We start from the raw sequence: 17,529 nt of genomic DNA, 5'->3' as shown, positions 1-17,529 counted from the left end.
TTTTGTCTGCTAATTAATCGACGCGATTGCCGGAACTGCTTTTGCTGCGATAAATTTAGTTCTTCATGTGCGACAATGTGAGGGGTTTATGACAAGTCACGCCGCTTTATGACAATATAAAGTTAGTTGATCATAATTTTGTAATATTACTGACCAATAATAGACGCGTGAACATTCATCGGATAGAAGATCGCATATGACTGCTAGGATATTAATTGTTGAAGATGAGTTAGCCATCAGAGAGATGCTAACCTTTGTACTGGAACAGCACGGTTTTACGACGACTGCTGCGGAAGATTTTGATTCGGCACTAGAGATGCTGTCTGAGCCTTATCCTGATCTGATCCTATTAGATTGGATGTTCCCCGGGGGGAGTGGAATTCAGCTGGCTAAGCGCTTGCGTCAGGATGAGTTCACCCGTCAGATCCCGATCATCATGTTAACGGCACGAGGTGAAGAGGAGGATAAGGTCAGGGGACTCGAAGTGGGAGCCGACGATTATATAACCAAGCCTTTCTCTCCCAAAGAGCTGGTGGCCAGAATAAAAGCGGTGATGCGTCGCAGTTCGCCAACAAGTTTAGAGGAGCCTATCGATGTTCAGGGGCTGATGCTGGATCCCACCAGCCATCGGGTGATGGTGGATGAGCAGGTATTAGAGATGGGGCCGACCGAGTTTAGGTTGCTGCATTTCTTTATGACCCATCCAGAACGTGTTTATAGCCGAGAGCAGTTACTCGATAATGTCTGGGGAACCAATGTCTATGTAGAGGACAGAACGGTAGATGTACATATCAGACGGCTTCGAAAGGCTGTCGAACCTTCGGGACACGACCGATTGATCCAGACTGTCCGTGGCGCGGGATATCGCTTCTCTACGCGTCTCTAGTTTTATACCTATTACATTAAATGAAGTTAAGTTGGGCACCCCGGATGATTTAAGTTATCTTGTGCCCAGCTTCTATTTATGGCCACGCAATTTATATGTTTGATTCATATTCAGGTTACCGACTGCTTTCCCGGTTAATAACCTACCTGTTGTTATGTTTTATTCTGGGTCTCATTGTAGGCCAGGTGGTTTGGGTTCTCCTTATCGGCGCTATCGCGCTACTTTTTTGGCATTATCGTCAACTCTCCCGACTCAACTTTTGGCTATGGCGTGACAGGCGTTTAACTCCTCCCAACGGCAGTGGCAGCTGGGAGGGTGTATTCAATGGTATCTACCGCCTTCAGGGTAAGAACAGGAAAAGAGTGTCTCAACTAGCCTTTCTGCTTGGTCAGTTCAGGCAGGGGGCGGAGGCACTGCCTGATGCGGCGGTGGTGCTCGACTCTGAACACAATATTATCTGGTGTAATAAACTCGCTCAGCTGCTGCTTGGTTTTGTCTGGCCGTTAGACCGTGGTCAACGTATCGATAACCTTTTGCGTCACCCGGATTTTGCTAACTACTTGAAGAAAGCGGAATATCAAGAGCCACTGGAACTCGCATCTCCCCATGCCGAAGGTCGTGTCCTTGAGATTAGGGTGATGGGATATGGTTCGGGGCAGTTTTTGTTGATCGCCAGAGATATCACCAGAGTAAGACAGCTCGAGGGGATGCGAAAAGACTTTGTCGCTAATGTTTCCCATGAACTCAAGACCCCACTCACGGTGTTGCAAGGTTACCTTGAGATGATGCAGGGAATGGCTGAGCCCGGCTCTCCTAACATTAAAGCCGTGGAGCAGATGCAGCAGCAGACGAATAGAATGCGCTCTATGGTAGAGCAGTTACTGGTGCTATCCAGAATCGAAGATTCGGCGGAAATAAACCTGGCGCTCACGGTTAATATGTCCCACATGATGGAGATATTAAAGGAGGAGGCAAATGCATTGTCCCAAGGTGAATATGAGTTGAGTTTCTATTGTGAACCCGACCTGCACCTCTATGGCAATGAACTCGAGTTACGTAGCGCCTGCTCTAATCTTATCTCCAATGCCATCAGGTACACAGAGCCTGGAGGTAAAATCGATATCAGCTGGAAAAAGGTGGCCACAGGGGGCATTTTCAGTGTTAGTGATAGTGGAGATGGTATTGCACCACAGCATATTGGTCGTCTGACCGAACGTTTTTATCGTGTCGACAGTGCGCGCACGCGGCAAAGAGGTGGGACAGGGTTGGGCCTCGCGATCACCAAGCATGCCCTCAGTCACCACCAGAGCGAACTTATGGTTACTAGTGAGCTGGGCAAGGGGAGTACATTCAGTTTCCTTATCCCGTCTAATCTTATGGAGAGCAAGACTGAAATCCTGGATGAACAGCAGTGAATGAGTTAAGGGGAGTACATTCCGTTTCCCCCTTTTATTTTTACCAGCTCGATGATCGCCTCAATAGATAAATCATTCTCATAAATTGCTCCTTGTCATCTAAGTGTCATATCAAGGTAATAGACTTGTCATCATTGGAACTGATACTGACTGCAACTTAACTAGCTAGCCAATATCTGGCTAGTCGACATTTAGCAAGTCAACATCTAGCAAGTTCGCTTAATACTGGAGCAAAGAATGAAACTGAAACAGCTTGTCAGTGCGGTTAGTTTTACAGCCGCTAGTGTATTTTCTGCAGCATCTATGGCTGCAATCGATCAGTCGCTACCTGTGTATGAAAAATCGAGTGGCGTATCGGGTAACCTTTCATCGGTCGGTTCTGATACTTTGGCAAACATGATGACACTCTGGGCTGAAGAGTTTAAAGAGATGTATCCAAACGTGAACATCCAAATTCAAGCGGCAGGTTCCTCTACAGCGCCACCGGCACTGACAGAAGGCACATCTCAATTTGGTCCTATGAGTCGTAAGATGAAGCCAAATGAAGTTGAAGCGTTCGAGAAGCATTATGGCTATCAGCCAACGGCTATTCGTGTGGCTATCGATGCCCTTGCAGTCTTCGTTCATAAAGATAACCCTATCAAAGGGTTAAGCATTGAACAGATAGATAACATCTTCTCTGCTACTCATAAGTGTGGCGGCAGCGACGTTAAGCGTTGGGGCGACCTTGGGTTAGAGGGGGGCTGGTCTGCCAGAGATGTGCAGCTATATGGCCGTAACTCAGTGTCGGGTACCTATGGTTACTTTAAGAAGAAAGCACTCTGTAAGGGGGACTTTAAGGCTAATGTGAATGAGCAGCCAGGGTCTGCATCTGTCGTTCAGTCGGTCTCACAATCGCTGAATGCTATCGGTTACTCAGGTATCGGCTATAAGACGGCTGGCGTTAAAGCGGTAGCTATCTCTAAGAAGGGCACTAAGTTCATAGAGGCAACGGCTGCGAATGCTGCAAGTGGTACTTATCCTCTGTCACGCTACCTTTATGTTTATGTGAATAAGCATCCGAATAAAGACTTAGCGCCTATGGACCGTGAGTTCCTGAAGTTTGCACTGTCGAAGCAGGGCCAGCAAATTGTTGAGAAAGATGGCTATGTTCCACTACCTCGCAGTGTAACGGCTAAAGACTTAGAGAAAGCGGGTATCCGTCTTTAAACCGCTAAGCACTAAGCACTGAATTTTATATTCGGGCACTCATTCGATTTTAAAGAATGCTATTTAAAAGGCCTCATAAGAGGCCTTTTATTGTTTAGACAAAAATATTATGTTCCCGCCATTCTCAATCCTTGTAGGAGCGGCTTTAGTCGCGAATACTTTTTCGCACCTCGCACCTCGCACCTCGCACCTTTCTTTATCTTTCAAATTTCAGGCAAAAAAAAACGACCCGATTAAGGTCGTTACAAGTTCCAAGATTTGGAATTAGGTGGGCAGTTGCGCTAGAAACTACCAAAAAGTAGAGATGATGATGAACAGTGAAAAAGCGGTAATCGATAATTATTAAGTGTTAACCATCGAAGCCATAAATTCGGTTCATATACTCAGAGTGCAACAAGCTTAAAAAGTTCATTGGTTTATCAGAAATAGTTAAAACAGATAATAAAAACTCACTATTTATAATCTTGATGTGGCTCCGCCTGATCGGTGAGGCGGTGCGGTGAGTTAGAGCCACGGCGGCTTGTTAGCGCTGAGGCGATCTTTTTTAACGGTGAAGCGTCATCAATCGAGCCGGACCGGAGATGGAAAACGGGCAAAAAAAATGGCAACCCTTATCGGGTTGCCATAAAAAGTTCGATAAACTTAAAAAGAAGAGTCTGACTGAGCGCTAGCAATGTCTGAGCCTTCTTTAGATAACCCAAACAGGTTACCAAGGGAGATGATGATGAACAGTGAAAAAGCGGTAATCGATAACTAGATAACTAATAATTTACTAGTGCTAACCATCGAAGCCATAAATTCGGTTCATATACTCAGAGTGCTGTCAGCTTAAAAAGTTCATTGGTTTATCTGAAATAGTTAAAATAAATAAGATCTCACTATTTTTTATCTCGCTATTTTTATCTCGCTATTTTATCTCAATACGGAGCTGACAGTTCGGTGAGGCGGTGCGGTAAGTTAGAGGCGCGATGGTTCGTTAGCGCTGCGGCGATCTTTTAAAACTGTGGTGCGTCATCAATCGAGCCGGACCGGAGATGGAAAATGGGTAAAAAAAATGGCAACCCTTATCGGGTTGCCATAAAAAGTTCGATAAACTTAAAAAGAAGAGTCTGACTGAGCGCTAGCAATGTCTGAGCCTTCTTTAGATAACCCAAACAGGTTACCAAGGGAGATGATGATGAACAGTGAAAAAGCGGTAATCGATAATTATTAAGTGTTAACCATCGAAGCCATAAATTCGGTTCATATACTCAGAGTGCAGCAAATTTAAAAAGTTCATAGCAATAGTTAAAATAGTTAAAAATATCTAAAAAGTTCAAAATTGTTTATATGCCGGGCTTACTCTCTTTGAAAGGCGGTTATACCGATTGGTATTAGTGCTGCACTATTCATTAGAAGAGGGGACTAGAAGCGGGTAACGAGAAGAGCGTAATGAGAGTCGCGGGCAAAAAAAATGGCAACCCTTATCGGGTTGCCATAAAAAGTTCGATAAACTTAAAAAGAAGAGTCTGACTGAGCGCTAGCAGGGCCTGAGCCTTCTTTAGATAACCCAAACAGGTTACCAAGGGAGAATGATGATGAACGGTAACAAAACAAAAAATGATGCAATGTAACGGATTCATAAAATAAGACAGACCATTTTTTAATTGGTTCAATCTTTCATCCCTTTTTTTTATCTATTTTCTTATATCTTTTAAAACTATTGGAAACAGAGGGCTTAACTTAATCTCTTTAACCAGCTCTGGAACTCCTCATCCATGCTGGTTCCCCACTCATTAACCAGGGCTTGATATCTTGGATAGTCGCCCTTACGGGTAAAAGAAAGCATGGTATCGACCTTATCTTTATGTTGCTCCATCATAAAGCGCACAGCGAGATAGCCCCACCGATAGACACGCTCACCGCCGCCATTTTTCTCATAGCTGGTGTTAAACAGCTCACTCAGTTGATAGTTTTTCCCTTCGCTGGTGGGTCTCTTCGCTATGGCAATGGCTGGTGCATTATCATCGCCATGAGAGATGTACTCGCCTAACCCTTCACTCCACCACACTAAGTGGGGGAGCAGAGGTGCTGGTTTGGGGCAGTATTCGGGGGCGCTGTGGGAGTCATGCAGTGATGCACAAAAATCACCATACAAGTTGAAGTGCCCATCTAAATAGTGCACATATTCATGTGCCAGGTTCCAGATCTGCCCCTTTTTTTCATAGGCAACAAATTCTGCCTGATTGTCAGCCTTGTGTGGTAACCCCTCTAAGAACATGCCGCCATTGTCACTGGGCACATCGAAATGAGCCGTCACATAGCGCTTGTAATCGTCACTGGAGTGGTAGACATTCGCTCGCATGCTCACATTATTATCATTCGTTACCGGTTTACCTTGAGTACCAAAAAGCTGATGAAACTTAACCTCCTGCTTACTCATTAGTTCACAGGCTTGCTCTATCTGAGTTTTCGTCAATGCTTGAGAGCGGATCACTATGGTGTCGCTGCATGCATGGTTCTGTATCAACACTTCAGGTAATGGCGCAATTTCCTGGCCTTGTACCATAGATGAGCACAAACATAAGATGCCGGTGATAGGGAGTAAATGAGTTCTGTTCACTAAATGTTTCCTCAAAAATGGCTTTTGTATACAATATCCGCCAAGTGTTTCATCTTAGTGTATTTATGTCAATTACCATGACAACCAAACCTAATGTAATATATTTAAAACGATAAGAAGTCTCTTACTCTGCCGCTTTTAAAAGGAAGAACCAGTGCCAAATCGATGGGATAACAATCACGACTATCATTCATTCGCCAACGTAGATGAAGTCAGAGTTCGACACCTTGCACTTACACTCGATGTCGATTTTCACTCTAAGCAGTTATCGGGTGTTGCCGAACTCGATCTGGAGTTTATCGACAAATCCTGTCGTGAACTTTGGTTGGATCTGCGCGAACTATCGATTATTAAGGTGGTGGATGATAATGAAGAGCTGTTAGCCTTTAACATAGATAGAGAGGACTCAGTCTTAGGACAGAGACTGAATATTGCATTGAAGTCGGCAACAACTAAGGTCAGGGTGCATTACCTTACTTCCCCCGATGCACAAGGTTTACAATGGCTGACGCCGGAGCAAACCAGCGGTAAAAAACTGCCATTTCTGTTTAGCCAATCTCAACCGATTAATGCAAGAAGTTGGATCCCACTGCAAGACAGCCCCAAGGCCCGAATAACCTTCGAAGCCAGTGTTACCGTGCCACTTGGCATGCGCGCCGTTATGAGTGCGATGAACGATGCCGGTGCGGATTTAGACGGGCTGTTTACCTTCTCGATGGAGAAGGCGATGCCGACTCACCTGTTAGCGATAGCGGTGGGAGAGCTTGCCTTTGGCAAAATTGGAGAGCGAACCGGTGTCTATGCCGAACCGGAAGTGCTGGCCGCTGCAGTAAAAGAGTTTGAAGACACCGAGAAGATGGTTGAAATTGCCGAATCCTTGCTAGGGCCCTACCCCTGGGGGCGATATGACATGATTGTATTGCCGCCCAGTTTTCCGTTTGGGGGGATGGAGAACCCACGACTGGCATTCATCACCCCGACCTTGATTGCGGGCGATAAGAGTTTAGTGTCCACCGTTGCCCATGAGTTGGCACACTCATGGACCGGAAACTTAGTCAGCAACGCCACCTGGCGAGATCTCTGGCTGAACGAAGGTTTTACGACCTACTTCACTAACCGGATAGTCGAGGCGGTATTCGGTAAAGAGCAGGCGGAGCTTGAAGTCGTCATAGAGTATGGACGCTTAAAGGAGGAGCTGGCGACAACGGCATTTGAAGCTCAAAACCTCCCCGCGAATGTACAGACACAAGATCCCAATGATGCCTTCAATCGCTTTACCTATGACAAGGCGTCAATGTTTGTTCACGATCTCGAGAAACGACTAGGTAGAGAGGTATTCGATAAGTTTCTCTATCACTATGTTCAGCATTTCGCATTTCAGGCGATAACGACCGAAGTGTTTGTTGAATACGCCAGAGATACGTTACTGATCCAACACGCCGATAAAATTACCGAGGCTGAGTTGTTAGAGTGGATCTATGGCTGTGGTATGCCTTCGTGCTTTACACCTCCTCAATCGGATAGTCTTGATAAGGTCGATGTTGCACTTTCAATGTGGTTGAAAGGGGCTAGCGCCGAATCATTAGCGACGCAGAGTTGGCGTGTACACCATTGGCAATATTTCCTGACTAGTTTGCCGGAAGTATTACCGCAGGCCCAGTTGATGGAGTTAGATGATTGCTTCAAATTAACGGCGTCTACCAATGCTGAAATCGCTTGTGACTGGTTCCGTGTGGCGATTCGAAACCATTATGACCCGGTCCTTCCTGCACTGACGGAGTACTTAATTCGGATCGGGCGAGGTAAGTTTGTCAGACCTCTGTTCTCTGAACTTCAGGTGGCGGGTTACGATACAGAGATTAAAGCAATTTATGATAAGGCCAGAAAGGGCTATCACCCATCTATCGTGGTTCAACTGGATAAGAGTTTAAAATTTACCTCGTCATAAACCGTATTAAGTTCGATTCATCGGTTTGGTAAGCTGCCGTGAGCTGTGTGGTTAGTCTGTCCGTTTCCTGGGGCTACTGCACTTATCACTGCTTTAAACAGACAAAAAAAATGGCATCCATTTTCTCTATCGAGTTGGGATGCCATAACATTCTTAATAAGAATCAGTATCTGGAATCGATAAGCAATTAGCGCTAGCAGTCTGCTTAACTCTTCCTGCGGGAACTCAGTTGAGACCCTAAAGGGAGGTGATGAACCATGATGAAAACATTAACATGTAACACTTAACTCGCTACATATATTCAGAGTGTCACTATGGCGAAAAGTTCAAATCGGGTAATAAATAGTTTAAAAAATCTTTTTGAATCGATCAAAATTCTTCGGCGTGCTCTTGTTGCAGACAAATGCTGCAGGCAAAAAAAGGGCAACCATCTGGCTGCCTGATGATCTCGAAAGATCAAGGGGACCGCGCTAGAAGTCCCGGGAGAATGATGAACAAGAAAAAGCATTTCGCTGTTCATATATTTTGATGCTCCAGAGACGTAAAAGTTCAAAAAGTAATCATGTTTTTTGTGGTTTTTTGCACGAATTTATTTATCTTATTGTTTATTCAAGTAAACTAATTATTCTCTTTTCTATCGATTCGGGTTTAGTGGTTGAGGCGTAACGCTCGAGAACCTTTCCGTCTGCATCGATTAAGAATTTAGTAAAATTCCACTTTATCCCTTCGCTGCCCAATATGCCTTTAGCCGATGATTTCATATATTGATATAGCGGGTGCGCTCCTTCGCCATTGACCTCTATTTTTTCAAACAGTGGGAAACTGACCCCGAAGTTCAATTCACAAAAAGATTGAATTTGATCTTCACTACCGCTCTCTTGTTCACCGAATTGATTACAGGGAAACCCCAGTATGACGAAATTATCTGGTCCATACTTTTCGTAGAGCGCCTGCAGGCTTTTATATTGAGGCGTGAAACCACAAGCACTGGCGGTATTAACTATGAGCAGTACCTTGCCTTTGAATTGAGAAAGCGAAACTGCTTCTCCCTGAATATCCTTGACCGAAAAATCATAAATGGATGTCGTCATCTCTTTTTCCTCATCTGTTTTGTTTAATATAACAACATAGACCATTGTGCGCAAGTGAGTTGCGCGCAACTCAATTGGCGTTTCGTAGCGCTGAACGCCGCGATACAGCCTGTCACATGGTGCCCGACCTTTGATTGAATGTTGTGAACTTAACCTGAATGTGAATATTTAATTACTGCCTTGTTTGTTTCTATTGTTTTTTATCTTTTTAAAACAATGATATATATTTTGGTGGTAGCGTTTTTGGTATTATTGTGAAAACGAAAAACTGAGGTTTATATGAAACTTAAAATGTGGGGTTGCGCACTCCTTCTATCCAGTGTTTCCATTACCGCTCATGCCAATGATTTTAGTCTTGGCCTGAATGATAATGTGATCTCCACCGATCTTATCTTCGATCTTAACAAACACTCCAATGCCTCTGTGGGTTATATCTACTCTAACGATGGCGGCCACCTTGCATCCACAGCCATGCACATAGAGCACGATGCAGGCATACATCATTTTGAAATAGGAGCTAAATATTCCTATGTCTGGGCAAAACAGAGTGCAAATGGCAGTGTCGTGGGAATTGGTGGTCGTTATGCAATGGACTTAGGCTCTAATGTATCATTTCATGCTTCAGGTTATTACGCGCCAACGGTACTCTCTTTCGGTAGCGTCGATGGCCAGTACGAATTAGACAGCAAGGTGCAGTTTAAACTCAATCCGAATCTGGCGTTATTTGCAGGTTACAGGAATATTCGTTTCCAGTACGACAATGCCTCAAACTCAACATTTGATAGTGGCTTCTATATCGGTGGACAGGCGAGTTTCTAAGCTTGGTATAGAGTTAGCCAATTTATCAATAGGCTGAAAAATCGCATTTATTCTGCGTAACAGTCCCAATCATAGGATTGTTACGCGGCTATCCTTCCTGACATGCGAGTGTCGCCAGCACCCCAATTCCCCCTCCAATATTTTAAACTCAGTAAATATGACCTATTAAGTTGCAAACCGCTCTTAGCGTTAATAGAATTGATCTTGTTGTCGCTTTGTATTCGACCCTCTTCGAGGAGCCGAAAAAATAACACCTATTCGCTATCTATCTGGGCTTATCGCAATGATCCATAGAGCGTGCGTTTTATTACTTCTGTGTTTGAGCCTTATCGGGTGCAGTTTCGTCTCCTTCGCGGCTCCCTCTCTGGATCAATCGTTTCTGTTTCATGCCTCTCCCCGTGAAAGTGCTCCCTCTAAGCACAGTGATGTGATGACGTGGATGTCAACGCTGGAAAAAGCCGACAAGATCGGTCTAACGGGTGGGAGTTATTGGTTAGCCATGCCTGTTTTGATGTATGAAGCTGAGCCTGAGTGGGTGATCAATGTTAGAAACTCAGTAGTGGAGTCACTGGATTACTACGTTATCGGAGATGATGGCAGTTATCAAAAGGCACACAGCGGCTACGATGCACCCTATGAATTCCTGTTCGATTATGGTCGCCAAGTTGAATTAAATTACGGCGTAGAGTACTGGTTAATTGTTCGAATGGAGAGCCGCTACTTCTCTTCGGTTCCTAAAGTGGAGCTAAATGCATACGGTGAACATAAGAGGAGTTCAGATCTGGAGGCGATGGCGGTGATCTTATGCCTCGGCGGCCTCTTGTTTATTGCTCTATATAATTTACTAATTTACACCTCAATTTTAGACCGGGCCTTTCTCTATTATGGCCTATATGTATTGGTTTACTTTGTAGGGTGGGGCTTAACTTTCCATATACCGGCTCACTTAATGAGCTTTCATAACTTAGAGCTTCATCATCTGTTCTTTATTGGTTTGCCGATTTTTAATATCCTATTTTATAAGCACTTTCTCCAGCTTCCTGAATATTCACCTCAGTTATGGTATTTAAGTAAAGTGTTGTTGTGGGCCTGTGTGATTGCCTTGCCGACAAGTATCTTTCTGGTCTCTCATACGGCGCTCATCGCCTCTGTGTTAATCATGCTCTGGATCGCGCTTGCCATCACATGTGGCAATGTTTGTCTGCTCAAAGGATTTTCCCCTGCACGTTATTTTATCTTTGCCTTTACCTGCCTGTTACTGCCAGCTGTGATTATCTTACCCGGTAACCTGGGACTCACTCCGGACTTTTTTGCGTACGCCGAGCTAGCCACCTTGGTGGGCGGCACCGCCGATGCCCTGCTTTTATCACTGGCGCTGGCAAATAAGATAAAGTTACTCTCCGAAGAGCGGAAAACATACATAGAAACATTAGGGGAGGCCTGGGAAAAGGTACGTCAAGATCGGCTGACCCAGCTACCGAATCGTCATGCGTTCGATGAGTTTATGCAGTCTGAGACATTACTTGGCAAAGATGCGAAGCAAACTCAGCATCTGTTTCTATTAGATCTCGATGGCCTCAAGCAGGTCAATCACCAGCTTGGGCATCAAGAGGGAGATTGTTTATTGCAGTATGCGGCTAAACAATTGACAGCCATCTGTGATGGGTTTGAAAACACGAGTCTGTTTCGTATCGGAGGCGATAACTTTGTTATTCTGGTATCGGTCGAGCAGACTCCCGATATCGAAGCCCGGTTAGCTGAACTCTCAATAACTATCGAAAAAGAGGGCGGTAAAGATACCGGGCTGAGCTATGGTTATGCCTTAAATCAGGATGCGAATGATGCCAGTGAGTGGTTGAGAACGGCAGATATGAATATGTATATTCGTAAGGCGGAGAAACGTCGACTCAAGCACAGCCAAAGCAGAACGATTCCGATGGATTCGTTGGTATAGCGTCTGGGCTGTGAGTCGCAGGAGCTTGTATCAATGTCAGTACTTGGCCTTAAACCACGAGCATTCCTTGCTTAGCTAAGGTTATTGCCACTTCTGCTCCTGATACTCACCTTCGAGCCCCTCGAAGTATTGACGCTTCTGAACTGACTCTTGCCTGCGTCTGTGCTTATTTCGCTTACTTCTCTGTTTAGCCTGACCATTTTCGTCCTCACTTTCCCAGAGCGGATCACTGTTTTCATAGAAGTTTGTCATATTCATCTCCAATTAAGCAGCGGCTAATTCCATGTGTCGCTGTCCTTTCTCATGCTGTGGAGATGAGAATAAAAACTCCCTATGACAAATCGATGACAAGATGATGAAAGAAAGATGACAGGCGGCTTAGCGAGTGCATCGGGTCAAGGTGTGAAATTGAGTGAGGAGAGGCATGGGGGCTGGTTCGTAAAGAAAAGGCGACCCGAGGCCGCCTTTTCTTTTATCTCACTTTACCATGGAGGGAGTTTAGCTTCGTCTCATTCGTGCCACAAACATACCGTCTGTATCGGCTTCGAACGGGAATACGGTTAGCATCTCTGTTTCGTTGCCGGTGAACGGGTGAGTGATTGACTCTAAGGTGAATTCACTCTGTTCGGCTAAAAAGGCATTAACCACCTCTTCATTCTCAACGGGAGAGAGTGAGCAGGTGGCATAGACTAAAGTGCCGCCACGTTTAACTGCCTGACTGCTTCTGCGCAGAATATCGAGTTGCAACTCAGGTTTGTCTTGTACCACTTCCACGGCATCTATCCAGCGCATATCCGGATTTCGACGCCAGGTGCCGGTGCAGCTGCAAGGCGCATCGACGAGCACGCCATCGAAATGGGCGTGAGGTACCGGCAGCTCATCGGATTTCCACGGGGAAACAGTGATCCCCTTAAAGCCGGCTCGCTTAGCTCGCTTGGCTAACTCCTCTAAGGGTTTGCGACGTATATCGGATGCTATGATACTACCAGTGGATTGAGAGCTCTGCTGAAGCATCAGAGATCTGAGCTGTAGGCTTTTCCCTCCGGCGCCGCTACAGGTGTCCCACCAAAGGTCATTCTCTTTGGGGGCACAGATATGGCCAATCACCTGAGAGCCAAGATCCTGTATCTCCAGCTTGCCCTCTTTATACAGAGATAAGCCATTCAAGTTAATGCTCTTATGGCCTAAGTTAATCGTGTCACTGAAATAGTCACTGGCTGTTGCCGGAACATCGACCAGATTGAGCTGCTCAATGGCGGTAGTTGTATCGATATTCTGAGCGCGGCTCCAGATAGGAGGGCGTGATGACAGAGACTCGACCATAGCCAATCGCTGCGCCGCATCTTCGATCGGACAAACCTGCCAGAACCACCCCGGTACCAGCTCATCGGTATCAAATGTCAGTGGGGCAAATTGTGCATTCATCCACTCACACTTGCTGCTCACGCAAGGGAATGCAGTCGATGGCGCATCCTGGTTATAGCTAGAGCCAGAAAAGTCGATACCTGAAAACTCTCCCCAGGCTTGAATTATGTCATGCCAGGCGTGTGATTCCATGGTCGCGGTTGCGGTGAGCATAGAGAACCAGGCTTGACTCGACTGAGCATCGCTGAATTTGTTTAACCAGCCCCACCAACGGAACATGGCAAACAGACTCTCACGGATCACGCGTCGGTCTTTAGAACCGTGCTTCTTATTGACTCTGAAATATTCGCCTACGACACGATCGGCGGGTTGCTGCTTATCCATAACCTGATGAAACAGCAGATATATGGTATTGGCGTAGCTCAGTGCCCGCTTCTGAGACGTGGTCTCGGCTTGTACATCTGTTATTGAGAGTAAGTCTTTTGGGGTGGAGTTACTTTGGCTCGAGTTCAAGGAGTCGCCCATGGGTAGTTGCCTAGCGCTGGTATTTATCTGGGCGCAAGTGTAACAGAAGTTGGGCAGCCTTAGAATGAAGGCTGGTGGCATTTTTTATGTGGGTTGTTGGTACCGGGGAGTGGGTTTGAAGTGTGTTCCTTCATTGGTATCTATCGCCTCCTGCGGCAGGCTGTGCAGATGCTTCTGTGAGTCGCCGCAAGCACTTCCATGTGGGCTCTACACTTGGTGATTTTAAAGAAGGAGATCTCTTCGTCTTGGCTGTGTTAATTGGTGGGAGGGGGCAAGGTGATATGTCAAAGTGTATGATTCTATTGGATTCAAAAATATGCCTTTACTGGTAATTTGATTTATCTAACACGCCAAACTGATTCTCGATTATCTAAATTCTCGGCTTCTCCGGACAAAATGGTCATTGCCTCACAGAAACCATGCTAATAAGTTACTAAAATAATTGTGAATAAATTGTGCTTTGCGGTTAGGTGGATTCAAAATCAAAAGAGATATCATGTGATGAAAGAAGTGATAGGTACTCAAAAATCCAGTTTGGCCAAACAGAAAAGTCACTGGGAAACCACTCTCTCAAGTAAGCCGGATATGTTTGGTGAACTACAGAGCGCTTGCGCTTCAATAGCGGTCGATCTATTTAAGAAAGAGGGAGTGAGTGACATTCTAGAGCTTGGAGGTGGCCAGGGGCGCGATACCATGTTCTTTGCTAAAAGTGGCTTTCAGGTTCAAGTGATAGATTATTCACCGTCTGGAGTTGTAGAGATAAAAGAAAAAGCAGCATCACTAGGGCTTTCTCATCTCATAACTGCCAAATGTCACGATATCAGAAACCCATTACCTTTCAAAAATGATTCACTCGATGCCTGTTATTCTCATATGCTCTATTGTATGGCGCTCACCACCAGTGAGCTTGAGTTCCTGTCAAAGGAGGTTAGAAGAGTACTGAAGCCAGGCGGCCTAAATATCTATACTGTCAGACATACAGGGGATGCTGATTATGCTGTCGGCACCCATCATGGCGAGGATATGTATCAGGCTGGGGGCTTTATAGTGCACTTCTTCTCAGAAGATAAGGTGAGACATTTAGCCGAGGGGTTTAAAATAGTTGAAATTGATGAGTTTGAGGAGGGGGCGCTTCCTCGAAAGTTATTTCGGGTGACCTTGAGAAAGGAATGAAGATAGTAGCTCACAAGCTTTTCCCAACCTCTTATTGATTATTACCGAACCATTTTTGTTTGAGCTTGCCGAGTTCTCCACTTTCTATGAGCTGTTTTTTGCCTTGTTCAAAGGCTTTGAATAATGTTTTGCGCCTGGGGTTACTCTTGAGAGATGCCAGGTACTCATGAGTAGAGTCGAGGATGGCGAGCTTTCGATATTTGTGTTTCCAACCTGCTTGTTTTAAAAAATAGTCCCAGCTGTATTCGTAACCAAGAAGGGCATCAATCCGGTTTGACGCTAACATTTTAAATCCTTGTTGACTGCCGTTGACATCAAATTTGATTATATCTGTGGTTGAGTTCCATCTATCCCCATAGTTGAAAGCTCTTTTAACACCAACTGTTAACCCTTCCAGCGATGCTAAACCTTGCCACTGTATTGTGCTGTCTGCATTTACATAAAGCGCAAAATTAATCTCGCTGATGGGCTCCTTTGAGTAATCAAATACCTTTAGTCGCTCTACGCTCTTTCCTGCCGGGAATAGAATATCAACTTTGCCGCTTTGCAGAGAGTGTAGCGCTCTGGCCCATGGTGTAACTGATATTTGAATCGAGTAGCCCATCCTATGGAAACTTGCTCTGAACACATCCCAGCTATATCCGCTAAACCCTACAGCATCTTGACCTACAGGAATGAACTGATTACTTTTGCTATCTTCACTCGCCATACAGAAAGGAGCGTAATCACTTAATGTTGCAACACTGATTACTTTATCATTAGCAAAGGAGAAGTTGCTGATTAAAAGTAAAGTTATAGCAATTAAGTGATGTTTATAGCGCATATAATCTCCAAATAACGTCCTTCGATAGCAGATTGACGAATATTTTTTAAATATAGCATTTGTGTACGACATCATTCTTTTTTCGCGGACAAAGCTAAGATGTTGGCTAACTAAGACTGCCATATCTAAAAGCCAGTTCGGCATCCATGCCTCTCATACTTGAGCCTAAGGTTTATGGGAATGCTATATAGAATCAAGTGTTATTTAATTTTTAGCGCATGATAAACGGGGTTTAGCGGTCAAACTGCCTCGCACCTCGTCGCTCTAAGCCTACTCCGTCACCATCTTCCTAATCTCCTTGGCTAGCTCCTCCTCGCTCAGTTCCGATGAAGGTGGGGTGACGATTCCTTTCTGAGAAGCGGGCCTTAGTGCTAACTCCTCAATCCAACGCTGAAGGTGGGTTAGTCCTGTGATATCGACACCGCTCCACTCATAGGTTCTCACCCAAGGCCAGGTGGCCATGTCGGCGATGGTGTATTGATCGCCCGCTATGTAGCGGTTGTCGGCAAGCTGGTTATTCATCACCTCGAACAGGCGACGGCTCTCATGTTGGTAGCGAACGATAGCCGCGGGAATTTTTTCCTGGAAGTAGCGATAAAAGACATTGGCTTGTCCCATCATGGGGCCGACGCCGCCCATCTGGAACATCAGCCATTGAGTCGCTTGCGAACGTTCCTTAGGGTTAGCAGGCAGGAATTTCCCCGTCTTTTCGGCGAGATAAAGCAAGATTGCACCGGATTCGAAGACGGTAAAATCATCGTTACCCCTGTCTATGATGGCAGGAATACGGCCATTAGGGTTGATGGCTATAAACTCGGGCCTTTTCTGCTCCCCAGCCATCAGATCGATATGGATAACCTGATAATCCAGTCCCATCTCCTCTAAGGCGATAGAGATCTTATGTCCGTTGGGTGTTGCTGCAGTGTAGAGTTCTATCATAGTTATTCCTTAGACTGCTCACAAACTTGACCTGTTCACAAGCTTAGCGAGTACGTATCAGTAATCCAGATCCAACGCGAAGCACAAATAACCCATCAGCTTCTGAGTCTGCTTGAATTCATTGGCACACCAATTCACAAAATCTTTGTCGTATATCTGCTTGGCGTCGATATTCTTGATAGCGATAAAGTCTTTTCGTTTAAGCTCCTCGAGCATGGGGTGGGCTTTATCATAGCCACGCGGTGGGCGCACTAAGCTATCTCCCTCCATCTCAAACCCTCCGGCTCTCAATTGCGCCAGCGCTTTCTTATAGGCATTGGGGTTCTCATCGAGACAGGTGCGGATCTTGTTTAGCGCCTTCGAATCGGGGTGCCAAATTCCGGCACCGAGAAAGCAACCTTCGTTGGCGATATGCAGATATAAACCCGGGGCGTGGACATCTTTGCCCTGAAAATGCCTGAACTGAATGCCGACATTGGTTTTGTAGGGGGTCTTATCTTTACTGAACCTGGCATCACGCTGTGGCCGCATCAAGCTGCCACCCACCTTCTTAGGCACCGCCGTCAGTCTGGGCGAGAGGGAGACTATATGCGGCTGCATGGCTTCGATGAATTTGAGTGCCGGCGTGCGCACCTCATCTTCATATCGAGCCTGATGGGATTTGAACCATTCGCGCTCATTGTTACTGGCGAGCAGAGATAAAAACGAAAAACTTTCCTGACTAAACATAGGGATGCACTACCCGATCACTGACTGGAGTTGGTAATGCTAGAAAGTAAC

At 45.5% G+C, this 17,529-nt stretch carries 14 protein-coding genes; 7 read left to right on the top strand and 7 right to left on the bottom strand.

Translation table 11 applies throughout. The features are described 5' to 3' along the window. Nucleotides 1–196 precede the first annotated feature (196 nt). From phoB to SSED_RS17265, 3 genes are all read left to right on the top strand, one after another. Nucleotides 197–886 carry a phosphate regulon transcriptional regulator PhoB gene (gene phoB, locus SSED_RS17275; protein WP_012143637.1) on the top strand — a complete coding sequence of 230 codons (690 nt, stop codon included), beginning with the start codon at nt 197–199 and terminating at the stop codon, nt 884–886. 95 nt (nt 887–981) lie between these two features. Continuing rightward, nucleotides 982–2,301, top strand: coding sequence for a phosphate regulon sensor histidine kinase PhoR (gene phoR, locus SSED_RS17270; RefSeq protein WP_012143636.1), 1,320 nt, complete (start codon nt 982–984; stop codon nt 2,299–2,301). 237 nt (nt 2,302–2,538) lie between these two features. After that, nucleotides 2,539–3,510, top strand: coding sequence for a PstS family phosphate ABC transporter substrate-binding protein (locus SSED_RS17265; protein ID WP_012143635.1), 972 nt, complete (start codon nt 2,539–2,541; stop codon nt 3,508–3,510). A 1,717-nt stretch (nt 3,511–5,227) separates the two neighbouring features. Here the strand turns inward: SSED_RS17265 and SSED_RS17260 are convergent. After that, on the bottom strand, nt 5,228–6,058 hold the full coding sequence (locus SSED_RS17260) for a collagenase (protein WP_083758955.1): 831 nt from the start codon (nt 6,056–6,058) through the stop codon (nt 5,228–5,230). A gap of 208 nt (nt 6,059–6,266) precedes the next feature. On the opposite strand from SSED_RS17260, the gene SSED_RS17255 reads away from it, so the two are divergent. Next, entirely contained in the window at nt 6,267–8,060 is a 1,794-nt protein-coding gene (locus SSED_RS17255; RefSeq protein WP_012143633.1) for a M1 family metallopeptidase, read from the top strand. 605 nt (nt 8,061–8,665) lie between these two features. Here the strand turns inward: SSED_RS17255 and SSED_RS17250 are convergent. Then, complete coding sequence (locus SSED_RS17250) at nt 8,666–9,151, bottom strand: glutathione peroxidase (RefSeq protein WP_012143632.1); 486 nt, start codon at nt 9,149–9,151, stop codon at nt 8,666–8,668. 279 nt (nt 9,152–9,430) lie between these two features. On the opposite strand from SSED_RS17250, the gene SSED_RS17245 reads away from it, so the two are divergent. Both SSED_RS17245 and SSED_RS17240 read left to right on the top strand, forming a co-directional pair. Continuing rightward, on the top strand, nt 9,431–9,970 hold the full coding sequence (locus SSED_RS17245; RefSeq protein WP_012143631.1) for a YfaZ family outer membrane protein: 540 nt from the start codon (nt 9,431–9,433) through the stop codon (nt 9,968–9,970). A gap of 283 nt (nt 9,971–10,253) precedes the next feature. Then, a complete protein-coding gene (locus tag SSED_RS17240) occupies nt 10,254–11,924 on the top strand; it encodes a diguanylate cyclase (RefSeq protein WP_049772133.1) in 1,671 nt (556 codons plus the stop codon). A gap of 81 nt (nt 11,925–12,005) precedes the next feature. On the opposite strand, the gene SSED_RS24865 is transcribed toward SSED_RS17240, so the two are convergent. Continuing rightward, on the bottom strand, nt 12,006–12,176 hold the full coding sequence (locus SSED_RS24865; RefSeq protein WP_190273168.1) for a hypothetical protein: 171 nt from the start codon (nt 12,174–12,176) through the stop codon (nt 12,006–12,008). A gap of 246 nt (nt 12,177–12,422) precedes the next feature. Then, nucleotides 12,423–13,814, bottom strand: a complete 1,392-nt coding sequence (locus tag SSED_RS17235; RefSeq protein ID WP_041421765.1) for an RsmB/NOP family class I SAM-dependent RNA methyltransferase — start codon at nt 13,812–13,814, stop codon at nt 12,423–12,425. A 501-nt stretch (nt 13,815–14,315) separates the two neighbouring features. Here SSED_RS17235 and SSED_RS17230 point away from each other — a divergent pair. Further along, complete coding sequence (locus SSED_RS17230) at nt 14,316–14,987, top strand: class I SAM-dependent methyltransferase (RefSeq protein ID WP_012143628.1); 672 nt, start codon at nt 14,316–14,318, stop codon at nt 14,985–14,987. A 31-nt stretch (nt 14,988–15,018) separates the two neighbouring features. Here SSED_RS17230 and SSED_RS17225 read toward each other — a convergent pair whose 3' ends face one another. From SSED_RS17225 to SSED_RS17215, 3 genes are all read right to left on the bottom strand, one after another. Next, entirely contained in the window at nt 15,019–15,810 is a 792-nt protein-coding gene (locus SSED_RS17225; RefSeq protein WP_012143627.1) for a substrate-binding periplasmic protein, read from the bottom strand. Between the two features lie 270 nt (nt 15,811–16,080). Then, a complete protein-coding gene (locus tag SSED_RS17220; RefSeq protein WP_012143626.1) occupies nt 16,081–16,749 on the bottom strand; it encodes a glutathione S-transferase family protein in 669 nt (222 codons plus the stop codon). Between the two features lie 57 nt (nt 16,750–16,806). Beyond that, complete coding sequence (locus SSED_RS17215; RefSeq protein WP_012143625.1) at nt 16,807–17,478, bottom strand: DUF2461 domain-containing protein; 672 nt, start codon at nt 17,476–17,478, stop codon at nt 16,807–16,809. Between the last annotated feature and the right edge of the window lie 51 nt (nt 17,479–17,529).

Source organism: Shewanella sediminis HAW-EB3, from assembly GCF_000018025.1.
Taxonomy (GTDB): Bacteria; Pseudomonadota; Gammaproteobacteria; order Enterobacterales; family Shewanellaceae; genus Shewanella; species Shewanella sediminis.
This window is presented reverse-complemented; position numbering and strand designations above follow the sequence as displayed.